Below are 19935 nucleotides of genomic sequence, written 5' to 3' on the forward strand. Positions count from 1 at the left end.
GGCACCCTACAGAACCCCCCCCCGCCCCCGCCCGGGGGGGGGGGCCCCCCCCCGCGCGGGGCGGGTGGCCGCCCCCGGGGCGGGCGCCCCGGGGGGGCCCCGGGCCCCCGCGCCCGGGAGTTGGCCGCGCCGACGCCCTGCCGAGTCCGCCCGCGCCGGCCCCGTATGACGCCGCCGCCGTACGGAACCTGGTTCCGTACGGCGGCGGCGACGGCCGGTCTGCCCGGGGCCATGGGCGGGTGACCGACACGACGAGGCGCCGACGGACGTGGCTCCGCCGGCTTCGGAAAGGGTGTCAGGGACGGCTGGTCAGGTACCCGCCCATGGAGGTGAAGTACTCGGTGGCGGGCAGCTCGCGGCCGTCCTCGGTGCGGACCCGGGTGATGGCCAGGCCGTGGTTGCGGCCGGTGCGCGCGTCGGCGCCGGCGACGATCGCCACGCCCTCGCCCTCGCGGTAGAAGACGCGACCGGGGGTGCCGCCGTAGAGGCCCTCGGAGACGACGGCGGAGACGATCTCCAGGCGCTTGCCCTTGTGGTAGGTGAACGCGCTCGGGTACGGGGCCGACTGGGCGCGCACGAGACGCTCCAGGACCTCCGCCGGCCAGCTCCAGTCGATCCGGATGTCCTCCTCGGCGCGCTTGTGGAAGAAGCTCGCCTGCGACCGGTCCTGCTTCGTGAACTCGGTCTCGCCGGCGGCGATGCGGTCCAACGCGCCGACGGTGACCGGGGCGATGAGGTCGACGGTCTTGTGGAACAGGTCGGTGGCCGTGTCGGTGGGGCCGACGGCGACGGACCGCTGGAGCACGATGTCCCCGGCGTCGAGGACCTCGTCCATCATGTGCGCGGTGACGCCCACTTCGGTCTCGCCGTTGATCAGGGCCCAGATCAGCGGGGAGAAGCCGGCGTACTTCGGCAGCAGCGAGTCGTGCACGTTGAGCGTGCCGTGCCGGGGGAGGTCGTAGATGCGCGACGGTATGTACGTGCGCCAGTTGTTGGCGACGATGATGTCCGCGTCGGCCTCCTTGAGCCGCGCGAACAGCTCTTCGTCGTCGGGCCGGTTGCGGATGACCACGGGGACGCCGTGTTCCTCGGCGAGGTCCGCGACCGAGTCGCTCCAGATCTTCTCGTAGGCGTGCTCGCTCTTGGGGTGGGTGACGACCATCACCACATCGTGCTCGGAGTCCAGGAGCGCTTGAAGGGTGCGATGGCCCCAGGTCTGATAACCGAACATGACGACCCGCATGGAGGTTCCTCCTCTGAAGAGCGATTGATCCCCAAGAAGTAAAGCAAGCCTTACCTAAGGATGCAACGTGCCTGATTTTAGGCGTCGCTTGGGGACGCAATCCGCTGTATGCCCGGTTTGTCTGGTCGACAGGGTGGCGAGATCAGGTTAGCTTTACCTAAGTTCGCTCGGTCGCCGCTCGTCGGCGTGCCCTGCTCCACATTCTCCTTCCACGCCTCACGGGCGGCGGTCCCGCACGATCGGAGTGACATGTCACAGGCTCTTCCTGCTGACGCACCGGTGATTCACGACCTCATAGGCATCGGCTTCGGCCCGTCCAATGTGGCCATGGCGATCGCTCTCACCGAGCACAACGCACGCGTCGGCCGGCAGGAGGCGGTCACTGCCCACTTCTTCGAGCAGCAGCCGCGTTTCGGTTGGCACCGGGGCATGCTCTTCGAGGACGCGACCATGCAGGTCTCCTTCCTCAAGGACCTGGTGACGCTGCGGAACCCGTCCAGTGAGTACAGCTTCCTCTGCTACCTGCAGAGCCGGGGCCGCCTGATCGACTTCGTCAACCACAAGAACCTCTTCCCGCTGCGCGTCGAGTTCCACGACTACTTCGAGTGGGCCGCGGAGAAGGTCGACGACATGGTGTCCTACGGGCACGAAGTGGTCGCCGTGCGGCCCGTCGTGCGCGACGGAGTCATCGAGTACGTGGACGTGACGGCCCGTTCGGGCGACGAGCTGGTGACCCACCGCGCCCGCAACCTCGTCATCGGCACCGGACTGCGCCCGTACATGCCCGAGGGCGTGGACCGCACCGACCGCGTCTGGCACAACTCCGACCTGCTGCGTCGCGTCGACGAGCTGGACGGCACCGACCCGACCCGGTTCGTCGTCGTCGGCGCCGGCCAGAGCGCCGCCGAGAACGTGGCGTTCCTGCACCGCCGCTTCCCCGGGGCCGAGGTCTGCGCGGTGTTCGCCCGCTACGGCTACAGCCCCGCCGACGACAGCAAGTTCGCCAACCGCATCTTCGACCCGGCGGCCGTGGACGAGTACTTCACCGCCCCCGGCGAGGTCAAGACCAAGCTGATGAACTACCACGGCAACACGAACTACTCCGTGGTGGACATCGACCTGATCGACGACCTGTACCGCCAGTCGTACCAGGAGAAGGTGATGGGCGAGGAGCGCCTGCGCTTCCTCAACGTGTCCCGCCTCTCGGACGTCGTCGAGACCCCCGACAAGGTGCTCACCACCGTCGAGTCGCTCGTCTCCGGCGAGAAGACCCCGCTGGAAGCCGACGTCGTGGTGTACGCGACGGGCTACCGGCCCGCCGACGCCCTGGGCCTCCTCGGCGACGTCGAGGGCTACTGCCACCGCGACGACGAGGGCCGCGTCAGCGTCGAGCGCGACTACCGCATCACGACGGACCCCGCGCTGCGCTGCGGCATCTACCTCCAGGGCGGTACCGAGCACACGCACGGCATCACCTCGTCCCTGCTGTCGAACACCGCGATCCGGGTCGGCGAGATCCTGGACTCGGTGATCGAGCGCACCCCGAAGGCCGTCGACGAAGCCGAACGCGTCGTCGACGGGGTCGGCACGCCCCGCTAGGGACCCCGTCCGCCCCGCCCCACCACTCGCCCCCCGCCCGGCCACGCCGTCCGGCCGGGCGGGTGAGGCACGCACTGTGAAGAACCCCGTGAAAGGAAAGCCCGTGTCCGTTGGGACCCGCCCCGCGCTGGCGAGAGCCGTCAGAAACCTCCCCCGCGTGGCAGTCGCCGCCGCCGCCGCACTCGTCCTGAGCGCCTGTGGTGGCGGTGGCGAGAAGGCCGAGTCGAAGCCGTCCGGAGAGGCCTCCGCGAAGTCGGGCGGCACCTTCCCCGTCACGGTCGACCACAAGTACGGCAGCACGACCATCACGGCCGAGCCGAAGAAGGTCGTCACCCTCGGCCTGTCGGACCAGGACGCCGTGCTGGCGCTCGGTGTGAAGCCCGTCGGCTCCATCGCCTGGTTCAAGGAGGAGCCGTACGGCAAGTGGCCGTGGGCGAAGGACCTGTGGGGCTCCACCCCGCCGCAGGTCGTCGGTGAGCGCGACGAGTACAACATGGAGAAGATCGCGGCCCTCAAGCCGGACCTGATCATCGCCCAGTACTCGGGCATGAAGAAGGAGCAGTACGACACCCTGTCGAAGATCGCCAAGGTCGTCGCGCAGCCCAAGGGCGCCGAGGACTACCAGGCGTCGTGGCAGGTCATGACGAAGCAGATCGGCAAGGCGCTGGGCAAGGACGCCGAGACCGACAAGCTGATCTCCGGCATCGACGCCCGCTTCAAGGCCGTCCGGGACAAGCACCCGGAGTGGAAGGACAAGACGGTCGTGGTGGGCGAGCCCATCGAGCCCGGCAAGTTCGCCGCGTTCTCGCCCAAGGACCCGAAGGTCATCTTCCTGACCGAGATGGGCTTCACCACCTCCGAGGCCTACCGCACCGCCCTGGGCAAGGAGAACGTCGCCGAGCTCAGCTCCGAGCGCTTCGACGTGATGGAGGCCGACCGCACCGTGTGGCTCGGCACCGCCGACACCGAGGCGGCCATGAAGGCTGACCCGCTGTACACGAAGACCAAGGTCAACATGGAGAAGCGGGACCTGTTCCTCCCGTACGACAGCCCGGACATCGGCGCCGCGCTCTCCTTCAACACGGTGCTGAGCATCCCGTTCGCCATCGACCAGGTCGTGCCGAAGCTCGAAGCCATCAAGTAACGCACCAGCACCGACGCACGACCAGGGAAAGGCCCTCTGAACGATGTTTGACGCCGAGTCCGACCGGAACGCTGCCGCCGGTACGCCCGTGACCGGTGGGCAGTCCGGAATTTGGCTTGCTCAGCAGATCGAGCCGGACAGTTCGGCCTTCAACGTCTCGTTCACCCTGGAACTGCGCGGTGACGTCGACCTCGACCACCTCGCCGCATCCGTGCGGCAGGTGGTCGAGGAGGCGGACTGCCTCCACGTCGTCTTCACCACCGACGCGGACGGCAGCCCCCGCCAGCTTCCCCACCGCCAACCCACCGACGTCCCCGTCATCGACCTGCGCGCGGAGACCGACCCCGAGGACGCCGCCTGGGAGTGGATGGGCGCCCGCCGCGCCCGCCCCCTGGACCTCGCGTCCGGCCCGCTGTTCTCCCACACCCTGCTGCGCCTCGCCGACGACCGGGTGCTGTGGTACCAGTGCTACCACCACCTCGTCATCGACGGCATCAGCATCGGCCTGCTCTCCCGCCGCGCGGGCGAGCTGTACACCGGCGCCCGGCCCGCCGCGCCCGTCTCCTGGGACGTGAACCGCCTCGTCGCCTCCGAGCAGGCCTACCGGGCCTCCGAGGCGTACGTCGCGGACCGGGCGTACTGGCTGGAGCGGTTCGCCGACCGGCCGCGGCCGGTCCGTCTCGTCGAGGTCGGCCAGAAGATCATCACGCACCGCTACCGGCGCACCGCCGAACTCTCCGTGGCGGCCACCGACCGCCTCAAGGCCGCCTCCCAGGCCTCCGGCGTGCGGGTGTCCCGCCTACTGGTCGCCGCCGTGGCCGCCTACCTGCACCGCACCACCGGAGAACAGGACCTCGTCCTCGGCCTGCCCGTCACCAGCCGACAGGACCGCGCCGTCCTGGGCGTCCCGGGCATGGTCTCCAACATCGTGCCGCTGCGGCTGTCCGTACGCCCCGGCACCACCGTCCGCGAACTGCTGGCGCAGACCGACGAGCGGATCAACGAAGCCGTCGCGCACGGCCGCTTCCGCGCCGAGGACCTGGCCAAGGAACTCGGCCTCGTCGAGGGCGTGGCCGAACTCGTCGGCCCCACCGTCAACATCCTGCCCGGCACGGACTGGCTGCGCTTTCGCGACCACCGGTCCGACCTGCGCCCGCAGTGGCTCGGCGCGGTCAGCGACCTCGCCGTCACCGTCGGCGAATCCATCCGCGGCGCCGTCCGCATCCTGTTCGACGCCGACGCCGACCAGTGCTCGGAGGCGGGCCTCGTCGCCCACCAGGAGCGCTTCCGCGCCCTCCTGGACGCCTTCGCCGAGGACCCCGACCGGCGGGTCGGCCGGCTCGAACTCACCACAGCCGCCGAACGCGCCCTGCTGCTGGAGGACTTCGGCGTCTCCCCGAGCGAGTCGCCCGAACTGTCCTGGCCGGCCGCCTTCGAGGCGCAGGTGCTGCGCGGACCGCAGGCCGTCGCCCTGGTCTGCGAGGACCGCGAACTGACCTACGCCGAGCTGGACGCCGCCGCCAACCGGCTCGCCCGCCTGCTCGCCGCCCGCGGCGTGGGCGCCGAGGACGTCGTGGGCGTGGCGCTGCCCCGCTCGCCCGAGCTGGTCACCGCCCTGCTCGCCGTGATGAAGGCCGGCGCCGCCTACCTGCCGCTGGACTCCGACCACCCGCGGGACCGCCTGGCCTACATGCTCCAGGACGCCGGCGCCCGTACGGTCGTCACCGCGCGCGAGCAGGCCGCGGGCCTGCCGGAGCTCCCGGGCCTGGAGATGGTCCTGCTCGACGAGGACGGCACGGCCGCCGCGCTCGCCGCGCAGGACCCCACCCCGCTCGGCCTGGACGTCCCGCTCGACCGGGCCGCGTACGTCATCTACACCTCCGGCTCCACCGGCCGCCCCAAGGGCGTCGTCGTGCCCCACGACGGCGTCGGCAGCCTCATCGCCACCGCCACCGAGCGGATCGGCATCACCGCCGACAGCCGGGTCGTCCAGTTCGCCTCCGTCGGTTTCGACGTGACGGTCTGGGACCTGATCATGTCGCTGTGCGTCGGCGGACGGATCATCGTCGTCCCCACCGAACGCCGCGTCGCGGGCCCCGCGCTCACCGACTACATCGCGGAGCACCGCGCGACCCACATGATCCTGCCGCCCTCGCTGGTGTCGGCGATGCCGCAGGACTGCGAACTCCCCGAGGGCGCCGTCCTCGTGGTCGGTACCGAGGCCGTGCCGAGCGAGCTCATCGCCCGCTGGTCGCACCGCCTGCAGATCGTCGTCGCCTACGGCCTGACCGAGGCGAGCGTCAACTCCACGCTGTGGCGCGCCCGTCCGGACTGGCAGGGCCCCGTCCCGATCGGCGAACCCGACCCCAACACCCGGGCCTACGTCCTGGACTCCGCGCTGCATCCGGTCCCCGTCGGCGTCGAGGGCGAGCTGTACGTCGCCGGCCGCGGCCTCGCCCGCGGCTACCTCGGCCGCTTCGGCCTGACCTCCGAGCGCTTCGTCGCCGACCCGTTCGGCGAGCCCGGCACCCGCATGTACCGCACCGGCGACCGGGTCCGCTGGACCGCCGAGGGCAACCTCGACTTCCTGGGCCGGGCCGACGGCCAGATCAAGATCCGCGGCCACCGCATCGAGCCCGGCGAGATCGAGAGCGCCTTCATGGCCTGCTCCGGGATCGCCCAGGCCGCCGTCCTGGTCCGCGAGGACCAGCGCGCCGCCAAGCGGCTCGTCGCCTACCTCGTGGCTCACGCCTCCCTGGACGCCGCCGGGGCCGGCGCGGCCGTGACCGCCGCCCGCGCCGAGGTCGCGCAGGGCCTGCCCGACCACATGGTCCCCTCGGCCGTCGTCCGGATGGACGGCCCGCTGCCGTTGACCCCCAACGGCAAGCTCGACGCCCGCGCCCTGCCCGACCCGGCGTGGACGGCGATGACCGGCGACGCGGCCCCCACCACCCCGGCCGAGACCACCCTCGCGGGCCTCTTCGCCGAGGTCCTCGGACTGCCGTCGGTCGGTGTCCACGACAGCTTCTTCGAGCTCGGCGGCGACAGCATCGTCGCCATCCAGCTCGTCACCCGCGCCCGCGCGGCCGGACTCGCGATCAGCCCCCGCGAGGTGTTCCGCCTCCGCAGCGTCGCCGCCCTCGCCCGCGCCGCCGGCGACGCCCCCGAACAGGCACCGGCCGCGACCGCGCCGGCCGAGCCGTTCGCCCTGATCCCGCTCACCGCCGAGGACCGCGCCGACTTCGCCGCCGGCATCGGCGACCTGCTCGACGTGGTCCCGGCCACCCCGTTGCAGGAAGGGTTCTTCTTCCACGCGGTCATGGACCGCGACGGCGCCGACGGCTACGCCGTCCAGGACACCGTCGAACTCGGCGGCGACGTCGACCCCGAGGCCCTGCGGACCGCCGTGCAGCGCCTGCTGGACCGGCACCCGCTGCTGCGCGCCGCCTTCCGCCAGCACCCCGACGGGCCCGTGGTCCAGGTCATCGGCGCCGACGTCGCCGTGCCCTGGCGCTTCACCGACCTGAGCGGCCAGGACCGGGACCGGCAGGACGCCGCCGTCCGGGAGGCCGTCGCCGCCGAGCGCGAGCGCGGCTTCGACCTCGGGGCGCCGCCGCTGATGCGCGCGGCCCTGGTCCGGCTCGGCGCCGAGCGCTCCCTGCTGATCCTGACGATGCACCACATCATCGTCGACGGCTGGTCCGTCTCCCTGGTGATGCGGGAACTGCTCGACGGCTACCGGCCCGGCGCCCCCGCCGCCCCCGTCGTCGCCGACCCGGCCTACCGCGCCTACACCGGCTGGCTCGCCGGCCGCGACCGCGAGCTGGCCCGCGCCGCCTGGCGCGAGGCCCTCACCGGACTCGACGCCACCGACGGACTCCCGTACCGCGCCGGCCGGACGCCCGGCGCCGGATCCGGCCGGATCACCGTGGAACTGGACGCCGCCCGGACCGAGGCGCTCACCGCCCGCACCCGCCGCCTCGGGCTCACCCTCGCCTCCGTGGTGCAGGGTGCGTTCGGCCTGGTCCTCGGCGATGTGATCGGCGCCCAGGACCTGGTCATCGGCACCACCGTGTCCGGCCGGCAGGCCCCCGTCGAGGGCATCGAGTCCCTCGTCGGCCTGCTCATCAACACCGTGCCCGCCCGGCTGACCCGGCGCCCCGAGCAGTCCCTCGCCGAGGTCCTCGCCGCCTTCCAGGACGGCCAGGCCGAACTGCTGGACCACCAGCACCTCGGGCTCTCCGAGATCCAGCGGGCCGTCGGCCGCGGCGACCTGTTCGACGCGCTCGTCGTGGTGGAGAACCTGCCCGACGCCGGCGACGTGTCCGACCCGCGGGGCCTGGTCCGGATCCTCGGCTCCAGCATCGACGACTCGGTGCACTACCCGCTCGCCCTCACCGTGATGCCCGGCGCCACGATCCGCCTCCAGCTCGACCACGACCCGGCCCGCCTGGACGCCCCCGCCGCCGCCCGGTTCGCCGACCGGCTGCTCACCGTGCTGGAACAGGTCACCACCGACCCGGAGCTGCCCGTCGGCCGGATCGCCACCCAGCCCGCGGCGGAGCTGCGCACCACCCTCGCCGTCCTCGCCGGCGCCGAGCGGCGACTGCCCGCCGGCACCGTGCACGGCGCGTTCGAGGAACAGGCCCGCCGCACCCCCCACGCCGTCGCCCTGGTCGACGAGGACGGTCGGACCACCTACGCCGAACTGGACGCCCGCGCCGAGGCGTTGGCCCACCGGCTCGCCGCCCTCGGGGTGGCCGCCGAATCGGTCGTGGCCGTCGCCGTTCCCCGCTCCGCCGCCTCCCTGACCGCCCTGCTGGCCGTCATGAAGGCCGGCGCCGCCTACCTGCCCGTCGACGTGGACTACCCCGCCGAGCGGGTCCGCCACATGCTGTCCGACTCCGGTGCCCGCACCGTCGTCACCACCGCGTCGGCCCTGGCGAAGCTGCCCGCCCTCGACGGCGTCACCCCGCTCCTGCTCGACGACCCCGGAGCGGAGGTCGCCGCCGCGGGCGCCGCCCTCGCGCCCGTCGACCCGGACGGCGCCGCGTACGTCATCTACACCTCCGGCTCCACCGGTCTGCCCAAGGGCGTCGTGGTCCCGCACCGGGCCGTCGTCGGCCAGCTCGCCTGGACCGCCGAGGAGTTCGGCTTCGGGCCCGGCGAGCGGGTGCTGCACCAGTACTCGACCAGCTTCGACCCCTCCGTCCAGGAGATCTTCGTACCGCTGATCACCGGCGGCACCGTCGTCATCGCCCGGCCCGACGGCCACCGCGACCCGGCCTACCTCGCCGAGCTGATCCGCGCCGAACGCGTCACCAACGTCGACCTGGTGCCCTCGCTGTACACCGCCCTGCTCGCCGAGGACGGCGACGGCGCCCCCTGGTGGGCGAGCCTGCGGCGCGCCTTCAGCGGCGGCGAGGCCCTGCCCGTCCCGCTCGCGCGGCGCTGGCAGGAGCGCACCGGCGTGCCCCTGCACAACGTGTACGGGCCCACCGAGGCCGTCGTCCAGGTCACCAGCTGGCAGGCGGGCGCCGAGTCGGCCGACGCGGCGACCGTGCCGATCGGCCGGCCGGTGTGGAACACCCGGCTGCACGTCCTCGACCGGTACCTGCGCCCGGTCGCCCCGGGCGAGCCGGGCGAGCTCTACCTCGCGGGCGCGCAACTCGCCCGCGGCTACCACGGACGCACCGCGCTCACCGCGGAGCGGTTCGTCGCCGATCCGTTCGGCACTCCGGGCGCGCGGATGTACCGCACCGGGGACATGGTCCAGTTCAACGCGGACGGCGTGCTCACCTACCTCGGGCGCACCGACCACCAGGTCAAGATCAGGGGAAACCGGGTGGAACTCGGCGAAATCGAAGCGCGGCTGCGGGACGAGTCGGCCGTCGGCGACGCGGTGGTCGTCGCCCGCGACGACGAGCGCGGGGTCAAGCAACTGGTGGCCTACCTGGTCCCCGGGCAGGGCGGTCGGGCCGACGCCCTCGACACCGAGGCCGTGCGCGCCGCGCTGAGCGCCAAGCTGCCCGCGCCCATGCTGCCCAGCCACTTCGTCGCCCTCGACGCGCTGCCGCTCACCCCCGGCGGCAAAACCGACCTGAAGGCCCTGCCCGCCCCCACGGTCCGCCGCAAGGCGGTCGCCCGCGCCTCCCGCGAGGGCCGCGAGCAGCAGCTCTGCGCGATCTTCGCCGAGGTCCTCGGTCTCGACGCGGTCGACGCCGACGAGGACTTCTTCATGCTCGGCGGCGACAGCATCCTGTCCATGTCCGTCGCGAGCCGGGCCCGCAAGGCGGGCCTGTCGGTCAGCCCCCGCGAGGTCTTCGAACACCGCACCCCGGCCGCCCTCGCGGCCGCCACCGGCGCCGCCGACACCGCGAGCGCCCCGGCCGCCGACACCGACGGCGTCGGCGACGTCACCCTGCTGCCGATCGTCCACCAGCTCCGCGAGGACGGCGGCCCCATCGGCCGGTTCAACCTCTCGATGCTGCTCCAGGCGCCCGCCGCCGCCGACGCCGACACCCTGACCCGGGTCCTCCAGGCCGTCCTGGACCACCACGACGGCCTGCGCGCCCGGCTGACCCGGATGGACCTCGGCCCGGCCATCCCGGCCCTGTGGTCCGCCGTCACCACCCCGGCCGGCAGCGTCGACGCCGCCGCCCTGCTGCACCGCGTCGACGCCACCGGTCTCGACGCCGCCGCCCTGCGCGCCCTGATCGCCGCCGAGTCCGACGCCGCCGCCGGCCGCCTCGACCCCGACACCGGCGCCATGGTGCGGGCCGTCTGGTTCGACGCGGGCACCGCCACCCCCGGCCGACTGCTGCTCGTCGTCCACCACCTCGTCATGGACGGCGTGTCCTGGCGCGTCCTGCTCGGCGACCTCGCCGCGGCCTGGGATGCCGAGGTCCAGGGCCGCCGGCCCGAGCTGGAACCCGTACCCGCTTCGCTGCGCCGCTTCGCCCGGGAGATCGCCGAGCAGGCCACCTCCCCGCAGCGCCAGGCCGAACTCCCGTACTGGGCCAAGACCCTGGCCCCCGGCGCCGAGCTCGTCGCGGGCGCCGACCGGTCCGGCACCGCGGGCGACGCCCGCGACCACACCGTCACCCTCACCACCGACGAGACCCGCGCGCTGCTCACGTCCGTCCCCGCGACCGCCGGCGCCGACGTCACCGAGGTCCTCCTCGCCGCGCTGCGCCTGGCCGTCTCCCGGCGCCGCGCCGCCACCGGCGGCGACCCGGCCGCCGACCTGCTCGTCGACCTGGAACGCCACGGCCGCGACGGCACCGCCCTGGACCTGTCCCGCACCGTGGGCTGGTTCACCGGCCTGCACCCCGTCCGGCTGCCCGCCGCCGACGGAGCCCTGGACACCCTCAAGGCCGTCAAGGAGTCCGTCCGCTCGGCCCCCGACTCCGGCGCCGGATACGGCATGCTGCGCTACCTCAACCCGCAGCTCGCCCCCGTCTTCGCCCAACTGTCCAGCGCCCAGGTGCTGTTCAACTACTTCGGTCGGCTCCCCGCCGACCAGGCCGTCGACTGGGCGCCCGCCGCCGAGTCCGACGCCCTGTCCGTGGAACCGGACGCCGGCCTCGCGATGCCGTACCCGCTCCAGATCAACGCCGTCTGCGCGGACACCCCGAACGGCCCCGAACTGCGCGCCACCTGGACCTGGCCGGCCGGCCGGGCACTGGCCGAGGACGACGTCCACGCCCTGGGCCTGGCCTGGGCCGAGGCGCTGCGCGAACTCGTCGCCCAAGCCGCCGGATCCGACTCCACCACCGGCTCCCTGACCCCCTCCGACCTGCCGCTCGTCCAGCTCACCCAGGCCGAGATCGACCGGGTCGCCCAGGTCAGCCCCGTCCCCGTCGCCGACATCTGGCCGCTGTCCCCCCTCCAGGAGGGCATCCACTTCCACGCCAGCTACGACACCGACGGCCTGGACGTCTACACCGCCCAGGACTGCTTCGACTTCGGCCACCGCCTGGACCTGGACCGGCTGCGCGCCGCCACCGCCGCCCTGCTGGCCCGGCACCCCAGCCTGTGCGCCGGCATCACCTCCGACGGCCTGCCCGCCCCCGTGCAGTTCGTCGGCCCGGCCGCCGAGGTCCCCGTACCGCTCACCGAGACCGACCTGACCGGCCTCAGCGAGGAACAGCGCGAGGCCCGCCTCACCGAAATATCCGACGCCGACCGGCTGCGCCGCTTCGACCTCGCCTCGCCCCCGCTGTTCCGGCTCCGGCTGATCCGGCTCACCGAGAACACCGACCGCCTCATGCTCAGCCACCACCTGGTGGCCTGGGACGGCTGGTCCCAGTCCCTGTTCCTCGACGAACTCCTCGCCCTGTACGCGGCCGCCGGCGACGACAGCGACCTGCGCACCCCCGGCAGCTACCGCGACTACCTGAGCTGGCTCGCCGGCCAGGACTTCGACGCGGCCCGCGCCACCTGGAGCAGCGCCCTCGCCGGGCTCGACGAGCCCACGCTCGTCGCCAAGGGCCGCGGCGGCGAACCCACCATCCCGCGCCGTCACGCCCTCGACCTCGGCGCCGACCTCAGCGACCGACTGCGCGGCACCGCCCGCGAACACGGCCTGACCATCAACGCCGTCCTCTCGGCCGCCTGGGCGCTGGTGCTGTCCGCCGCCGTCGGCAGCGACGACGTCGTCTTCGGCGCCACCGTCGCCGGCCGCCCGGCCGACGTCCCCGGCGCCGACACCACCATCGGCATGTTCCTCAACACCGTCCCGCTGCGGATCTCCCTGCGCCCCCAGGAGACCGTCGCCCAGCTGCTGCGGCGCGTCCAGAGCGAGCGCATGGCGCTGATGGACCACGAGTACCTGGGCCTCGCCGAACTCCAGCGGGCCGGCGGCCACCCCGTCCTGTTCGACACCCTGTACGTGCTGCAGAACTTCGCCGACGAGGGCGCGTTCCGCGAGCTCACCGACCGGCACGACATCACCGGAGTGGGCAGCGTCGACGCCACCCACTACCCGATGACCCTCATCGTCAACCCGGCCGAGCGCGTCCAGGTCAAGCTGGAGTACCGCCCCGACCTCATCGACGACGAGCGGGCCGCCGCCACCCTGAACCGCTACCGGACCCTGGTCGAGCGCCTCCTCGGCGACCTCACCGCCCCCGTCGGCGCCCTGGACCTGCTGCTCCCCGACGAGCGCGCCGACCTGACCGCCGCCTGGGCCGCCAGCGACGAGCCCGTCCCCGACGAGACCGTCGCCGACCTGCTCGCCGGCCAGGTGGCCCGCACCCCCGACGCCGTCGCCCTCGTCTTCGGCGACACCGCCCTCACCTACGCCGAACTCGACGCCCGGATCAACCGCACGGCCCGCCTGCTGCTGGCCCGCGGCGCCGGCCCCGAGCGGACGGTCGCCCTCGCGCTGCCCCGCTCCATCGAGATGGTCGTCGCCCTGTTCGCGGTCCTGCGCACCGGCGCCGCCTACCTGCCGCTCGACCTGGACCACCCGGCCGACCGGCTCCGCCTGATGGTCGAGGACACCGGGCCGCTGTGCCTGCTCACCACCCTCGCCGTCGCCCCGACGCTGCGCGCCGACTCCGGTCCGCTCGCCCCCGAGGTCGCCCTGGACGACCCGGCCGTGATCGCCGAACTGGCCGCCCTGCCCGGAGCCGAGGTCACCGACGCGGAACGCCCCGCGTTCGCGCACGGCGTCCCCGGCCGGCTGGAGCACCCGGCGTACGTCATCTACACCTCCGGGTCCACCGGCAAGCCCAAGGGCGTCGTCACCCCGTACCGCGGCCTGACGAACATGCAGCTCAACCACCAGGTCGAGGTGTTCGACCCGGCGATCGCCGCCACCGGCGGCCGGCGCCTGCGCATCGCGCACACCGTCTCCTTCGCCTTCGACATGTCGTGGGAGGAGCTGCTCTGGCTCGTCGAGGGACACGAGGTCCACGTCTGCGACGAGGAACTGCGCCGCGACGCCGAAGCCCTGGTCGCCTACTGCGACGACCACCGCGTCGACGTCGTCAACGTCACCCCCACCTACGCCCAACTGCTCATCGAGGAAGGCCTCCTCGACCACGACGAGGCCGCCGGCAAGCACCGCCCCGCCCTCGTCCTGCTCGGCGGCGAAGCGGTCTCCGACACCGTCTGGAACCGCCTCGCCGAGACCGACGGCACCTACGGCTACAACCTGTACGGCCCCACCGAGTACACGATCAACACCCTCGGCGGATCCACCGCCGACAGCGCCACCCCAACCGTCGGCCGCCCCATCCGCAACACCCGCGGCTACGTCCTGGACGCCATGCTGCGCCCGGTCCCGCCCGGCTGCCCCGGCGAGCTGTACATCGCCGGCACCGGCCTGGCCCGCGGCTACCACGACCGGCCCGCCCTGAGCGCCGAGCGGTTCGTCGCCGACCCGTTCGGCGCCCCCGGCGAGCGCATGTACCGTACGGGCGACCTCGTACGACAGCGCCCCGACGGCCTGATCGACTTCCTGGGCCGCACCGACGACCAGGTCAAGATCCGCGGCTACCGCATCGAACTCGGCGAGATCGCCACCGCCCTGTCCGCGCACCCCGACGTGGCCCACGCCGCCGTCGTCGTCAACGAGCGGGCGGCCGGCAAGCGCCTGGTCGGCTACGTGGTCCCCGAGGACGGCGCCGAACGCGGCGAGGCCCTCACGCAGAGCCTGCGCGAGCACCTCAAGGCCTCGCTGCCCGACTACATGGTCCCGGCCGCCCTGGTGGCCGTCGACACCCTGCCGCTGACCGTCAACGGCAAGCTCGACACCAAGGCCCTGCCCGCCCCCGAGTTCGCGGGCGCCGGCGCCGGCCGCTCCCCGCGCACCCCGCGCGAGGAGACCCTCTGCGCGCTGTTCGCGGAGGTCCTCGGCCTCACCGAGGGCAGCGTCGACATCGACAGCAACTTCTTCGAGCTGGGCGGGCACTCGCTCCTCGCCACCCGCCTGATCGCCCGGGCCCGCACCGCGCTCTCCGCCGAACTGGCCATCCGGGACCTCTTCGAGGCCCCGACCGTCGCCGAACTCGTCGTGCGCGCCGCCGGCTCGCAGGCCGACGCGCGCCCCGCCCTGGTGGCCGGCGAGCGCCCCGAGGAACTGCCGCTCTCCCACGCCCAGCAGCGCCTGTGGGTCATCCAGCAGCTGGAGGACACCTCCGCCGCGTACAACTTCCCGCTGGTCATGCGGCTGCGCGGCGACCTCGACCTCACCGCCTGGCGGGCCGCGCTGGCCGACGTCACCGACCGCCACGAGGCCCTGCGGACCCTGTTCGTCGAACGCGACGGGCAGGCCCACCAGCGGATCCTGCCCGCCGGCCGGTCCCACCCGCCGGTGGAGCACCTGCGCGCCGGCGAGGAGGAGGCCGCCGCCCTGGTCGACGCGGCCATCAACCGGCCCTTCGACCTCGCCGCCGAACTGCCCCTGCGGGTCACCGTCATCGAGGTGGCGCCCGAGGAGCACGTCGTCGTGATCCTCCTGCACCACATCACCACCGACGAGTGGTCCGACCGCCCCTTCCTCGGCGACCTGGCCGCCGCCTACGCCGCCCGCCGGTCCGGCGGCGCCCCGCACTGGGAGCCGCTGCCCGTCCAGTACGCCGACTACGCGCTCTGGCAGCGCGAGCTGCTCGGCGACCCGGCCGACGCGCGGAGCCTGGCCGCCCGCCAGCTCGACCACTGGCACCGCACCCTGGACGGCGCCCCCGAGGAACTGGAACTGCCCACCGACCGGCCCCGCCCGGCCCGCCCCGCCTTCACCGGCGCCGAACTCGACCTCGCCTTCGACGGCCCCGCCTACCAGGGCCTCAAGCGGCTGGCCAAGGACAACGGCGTCAGCATGTTCATGGTGGTCCACGCGGCCGTCGCGACCCTGCTGCACCGCCTCGGCGCCGGCACCGACATCCCGCTCGGCTCGCCCATCGCCGGCCGCGGCGACGAGGCCCTCGACGACCTCGTCGGCTTCTTCGTCAACACCCTGGTGCTGCGCACCGACCTCAGCGGCGACCCCACCTTCACCGAACTGCTCGCCCGGGTCCGCGACACCGACCTCGCCGCGTTCTCGCACGCCGACGTGCCCTTCGAGTCGGTCGTCGAGAAGCTCAACCCGACCCGTTCGCTGGCCCGCAACCCGCTGTTCCAGGTGATGGTCGGCTACCATGCCCGCACCGAGGGCGAACTGGACCTGGCCGGTCTGGGCGTCGAGTACGTGCCCTTCCGGATCCGCTCCGCCAAGTTCGACCTCGTGTTCAGCTTCACCGAGCAGACCTCCGCCGACGGCGAGGCCGGTTCGCTGGTGTGCCGGCTGGAGTTCGCCACCGAACTCTTCGACCAGGACACCGCCGAGCGGATCGGCGAGCGCCTCACCACCCTGACCGCGGCCCTCGCCGCCGCCCCCGACCGGCCGGTGTCCGCCGCCCCGCTCCTGGTGGGCGACGAACGCGGCCTCGTCCTGGACGGCTTCAACGGCGGCCCGCGCGAGGTCGACGAACTGTCGCTGCCCGCCCTGTTCGCCCGGCACGTCGCCGAGCGGCCCGGCGCCGTCGCCGTCGTCGACCGCGACAGCCACCTCGACTACGCCGCACTGGACGCCCGGTCCAACCGGATCGCCCACCTGCTGGCCGCCCGGGGCGTCGGCGTCGAGAGCGTCGTCGGCGTGGCCGTGCCCCGCTCGGCCGACATGATCGCGACCGTGCTGGCCGCGCTGAAACTGGGCGCCGCCTTCCTGCCGCTGGACCTGGTCCACCCCCAGGACCGGCTCGGCTACATGATCGAGGACTCCCGGACGACCCTGGTCGTCGGCACCGAGCCGGTGGCCGGGAAGATCCCCGCCACGGACGTCCCCGTCCTGCTGCTCGACGCGCCCGCCACCGCCGCCGCGCTGGCCCTCCAGCCGACCACCGCCGTACCCACCCCGCCGGTCGCCCTGGACCAGGCCGCGTACGTCATCTACACCTCCGGCTCCACCGGAAAGCCCAAGGGCGTCGTGGTCCCCCACGAGGGCATCTCCAGCCTCGTCGCCACCGCCGTCGACCGGATGGGCCTGGAAGCCGACAGCCACGTCCTGCAGTTCGCCTCCATCGGCTTCGACGTGTTCGTCTTCGAACTCGCCATGGCGCTCTGCCACGGCGGTCGCCTCGTCCTCATCACCGACGAGGCACGCGTCGCCGGACCGGCCCTCACGGACTTCCTGGCCGACCACGCGATCAGCCACATGATCCTGCCGCCGTCCCTGGTGTCCGCGCTGCCCGCCGGCTGCGCGCTGCCCGAGGGCTCGACCGTCCTGGTCGGCACCGAGACGGTGCCGCCGGACCTCTTCGAGCGGTTCGGCGCCACGGCGAACCTGATCTGCGCCTACGGACTCACCGAGGCCACCGTCAACTCCACCCTGTGGCCCTCGCGCGGCGCGCAGCTGCGGCCCGGCGCCCGCGTCCCGATCGGCGCGCCCGACCCCAACACCCTCGCCTACGTCCTGGACGACCGGCTCCAGCCCGTCCCCCCCGGCGTGGTCGGCGAGCTGTACGTCTCCGGGCGCGGCCTGGCCCGCGGCTACCTCGGCCGGTTCGCCCTGACCGCCGAACGGTTCGTCGCCGACCCGTTCGGCGCCCCCGGCAGCCGCATGTACCGCACCGGCGACCGGGCCCGCTGGCGCCGCGACGGGAACCTCGACTTCCTCGGCCGCGTCGACACCCAGGTCAAGATCCGCGGCTTCCGCATCGAACTCGGCGAGATCGAGGCCGCGCTCGTCGCGCACCCCGCCGTCAGCCAGGCCACGATCGTTCCCGACCGGGCCGGCGACATCGTCCGTCTCGTCGGCTACGTCGTCCCCGAGAACGGCGTGCTCGACCCCCAGGACGTCCGGGCGCACGTGGCCGGACAGCTGCCCGAGTACATGGTCCCCGCCCTCGTCGTCACCCTGGACGGCCCGCTGCCGCTGACCCCCAACGGCAAGCTCGACCACAAGGCGCTGCCCGCGCCCGATTGGTCCGGCATGACCGGCGGCGCCCGCCCCGTCGGCGCCACCCAGGCCAAGCTCGCCGGCCTGTTCGGCGAGATCCTCCAGCTCGACGAAGTCGGCGTCCACGACAACTTCTTCGCCCTCGGCGGCCACTCCATGGCCTCCATGCGCCTCCTCGGCCGCATCCGCGCCGAGTTCGGCGTCGAGCTGAGCATCCGCGACGTCTTCGACGCCCTGACCGTCGCCGGCCTCGCCGCCAAGCTCGACGGCGCCGCCGCCGCCCGCCCGGCCCTGCGCCCGGCGGAGGCCGGCGCCGACACCAGCGGACCGGCCCCCGTACAGCGTTGGCAGTGGGAGGCCCACCGACGCTGGGACGGCTTCGACCACGGGCTGGTGCTCCGCTCTCCCGGCGCCCTCGACCCGGCCGCCCTGGCCGCCGCCCTGGACGACGTCGTCACCCGCCACGAGCCGCTGCGCACCCGCTTCGCCGAGCACGACGGCGCCGTACGCCGCGAACCCGCGCCCCACCCGGCGCTGGAGGCGGAAACCTGCGCCGACCTCGACACCCGGCTCGGCGAACTCGCCGCGCTGCACCCCGACCTGACCCGCGAGGCACCGCTGCGGGCCCGGCTGCTCACCGCGGCCGACGGCGAGCAGGCCCTGCTGATCACCGCGCACTACCTCGCGGTCGACGAATGGTCCGTGGTCCCGCTGTTCCGCGACCTCACCGAGGCCTACGAGGCCCGCGCCCAGGGCGGCGCCCCCGCCTGGGAGCCGCTGCCCGTCGGCTACGCGGACTACGCGACCTGGGCCGAGCGGGTCCTCGGGGACCCGGCCGACGCCGACAGCCTCGCCGCCCGCCAACTCACCTGGTGGCAGGAGAACCTGGCCGGCGTCCCCGAGCAGCTCGCGCTGCCCGTGGACCGGCCGCGGCCGCGGGCCCCCGAGGGCCGCGGCCCGGGCGGCGACTACGTCTCCTTCGTCCTGGACGAGCGGCTGCACGCCGACGTGGACGCGCTCGCCCAGTCCACCGGCACCAGCATGTTCATGGTGCTGCACTCGGCGCTGTCGGCCCTGCTCACCGCCCACGGTGCGGGCACCGACCTGCCGATCGGTACGATGGTCGCCGGCCGGGGCGAGGAGCAGCTCGCCGACCTCGTCGGCTGCTTCTTCAACACGGTGGTGCTGCGCACCGACACGGCGGGCGACCCCAGCTTCGCCGAACTGCTGGGCCGGGTGCGGGAGATCACGCTCAGCGCCCTGGACCGGCAGGACGTTCCGTTCGACGCGGTCGTCCGTGCCACCGCGCTGCCCGACGGGGGACCGCAGGTCATGGTGATCCACCACGAACAGGCGGACCTCGGACAGCTGGAGGGCGGCGTGGGATCCTTCCACGCGGTGCCGACCGGCTCGGCGAAGGCGGAGCTGACGCTCAGCTTCTACGAGCCGCGCGGCGACGGACCGGTCCACTGCGAACTGATCCACGCCACCGACCTGCTCGGCGGGGCCAAGGCCCGCCGGCTGGCCGAAGAACTTCACCGGTTGCTGCGCCATGTGGTGGCCGAGCCCGGACAGCCGCTCTCGGAGCTGTTCACCGTTATGTCCATGAGGAGTGAGAACGCATGACCACCAACCCGTTCGAGGACCCGCAGGGCCGCTTCCTGGTCCTCGTCAACGACGAGAACCAGCACTCGGTGTGGCCGTCCTTCGCCCAGGTGCCGGCGGGCTGGCGGACCGTCTTCGGTGAGGACACCCGGGACGCGTGCCTGACCTACGTCGAGACCAACTGGACCGACCTGCGCCCCGCGAGCCTGGCCGCCCAGCAGGCCTGATCCCGCGCCCGGCACCACGACGCCGCCCGCGGCGAGGAACCCTCCTCGCCCCGGGCGGCGTTCGTGCGCACGGGGTTCCGGGTTCCGGGTTCCGGGTGCCGGGTTCCGGGTGCGGGACGCCCGTACGGACGGTGCGGGGAGGGGTTCCGGGCGCGTGCGGGACGCTCGTACG

5 protein-coding genes are annotated in these 19935 nt (G+C 73.5%); 4 read left to right on the forward strand and 1 reads right to left on the reverse strand.

Annotation, left to right across the window (positions count from 1 at the left end; genetic code table 11):
• Positions 1–295: 295 nt before the first annotated feature.
• On the reverse strand, positions 296–1243 hold the full coding sequence (locus AB0D46_RS35020) for a methionyl-tRNA formyltransferase (protein ID WP_362883643.1): 948 nt from the start codon (positions 1241–1243) through the stop codon (positions 296–298).
• 249 nt (positions 1244–1492) lie between these two features.
• Here AB0D46_RS35020 and AB0D46_RS35025 point away from each other — a divergent pair, with 249 nt between their 5' ends.
• The 4 genes from AB0D46_RS35025 (at position 1493) to AB0D46_RS35040 (ending at position 19763) form a co-directional block, all read left to right on the forward strand.
• Positions 1493–2842 carry a SidA/IucD/PvdA family monooxygenase gene (locus AB0D46_RS35025; RefSeq protein ID WP_362883644.1) on the forward strand — a complete coding sequence of 450 codons (1350 nt, stop codon included), beginning with the start codon at positions 1493–1495 and terminating at the stop codon, positions 2840–2842.
• A gap of 157 nt (positions 2843–2999) precedes the next feature.
• Positions 3000–3986 (forward strand): iron-siderophore ABC transporter substrate-binding protein, encoded by a 987-nt coding sequence (locus AB0D46_RS35030; RefSeq protein WP_362883646.1) that lies wholly within the window; start codon positions 3000–3002, stop codon positions 3984–3986.
• A gap of 43 nt (positions 3987–4029) precedes the next feature.
• Positions 4030–19557: an amino acid adenylation domain-containing protein gene (locus AB0D46_RS35035; protein ID WP_362883648.1), complete on the forward strand. Its 15528-nt coding sequence runs from the start codon at positions 4030–4032 to the stop codon at positions 19555–19557.
• Positions 19554–19763, forward strand: coding sequence for an MbtH family protein (locus AB0D46_RS35040; RefSeq protein WP_362883650.1), 210 nt, complete (start codon positions 19554–19556; stop codon positions 19761–19763). The genes AB0D46_RS35035 and AB0D46_RS35040 overlap by 4 nt, the downstream gene beginning before the upstream one ends.
• Positions 19764–19935: the final 172 nt, after the last annotated feature.

The organism is Streptomyces sp. NPDC048383 (assembly GCF_040651775.1).
GTDB lineage: Bacteria > Actinomycetota > Actinomycetes > Streptomycetales > Streptomycetaceae > Streptomyces.

Excerpts from the sequence above, each read along its gene's own strand:
- AB0D46_RS35020 (WP_362883643.1), bottom strand. The coding sequence starts at position 1,243 with ATGCGGGTCGTCATGTTCGGTTATCAGACCTGGGGCCATCGCACCCTT.
- AB0D46_RS35035 (WP_362883648.1), top strand. The coding sequence starts at position 4,030 with ATGTTTGACGCCGAGTCCGACCGGAACGCTGCCGCCGGTACGCCCGTG.
- AB0D46_RS35040 (WP_362883650.1), top strand. The coding sequence starts at position 19,554 with ATGACCACCAACCCGTTCGAGGACCCGCAGGGCCGCTTCCTGGTCCTC.
- AB0D46_RS35025 (WP_362883644.1), top strand. The coding sequence starts at position 1,493 with ATGTCACAGGCTCTTCCTGCTGACGCACCGGTGATTCACGACCTCATA.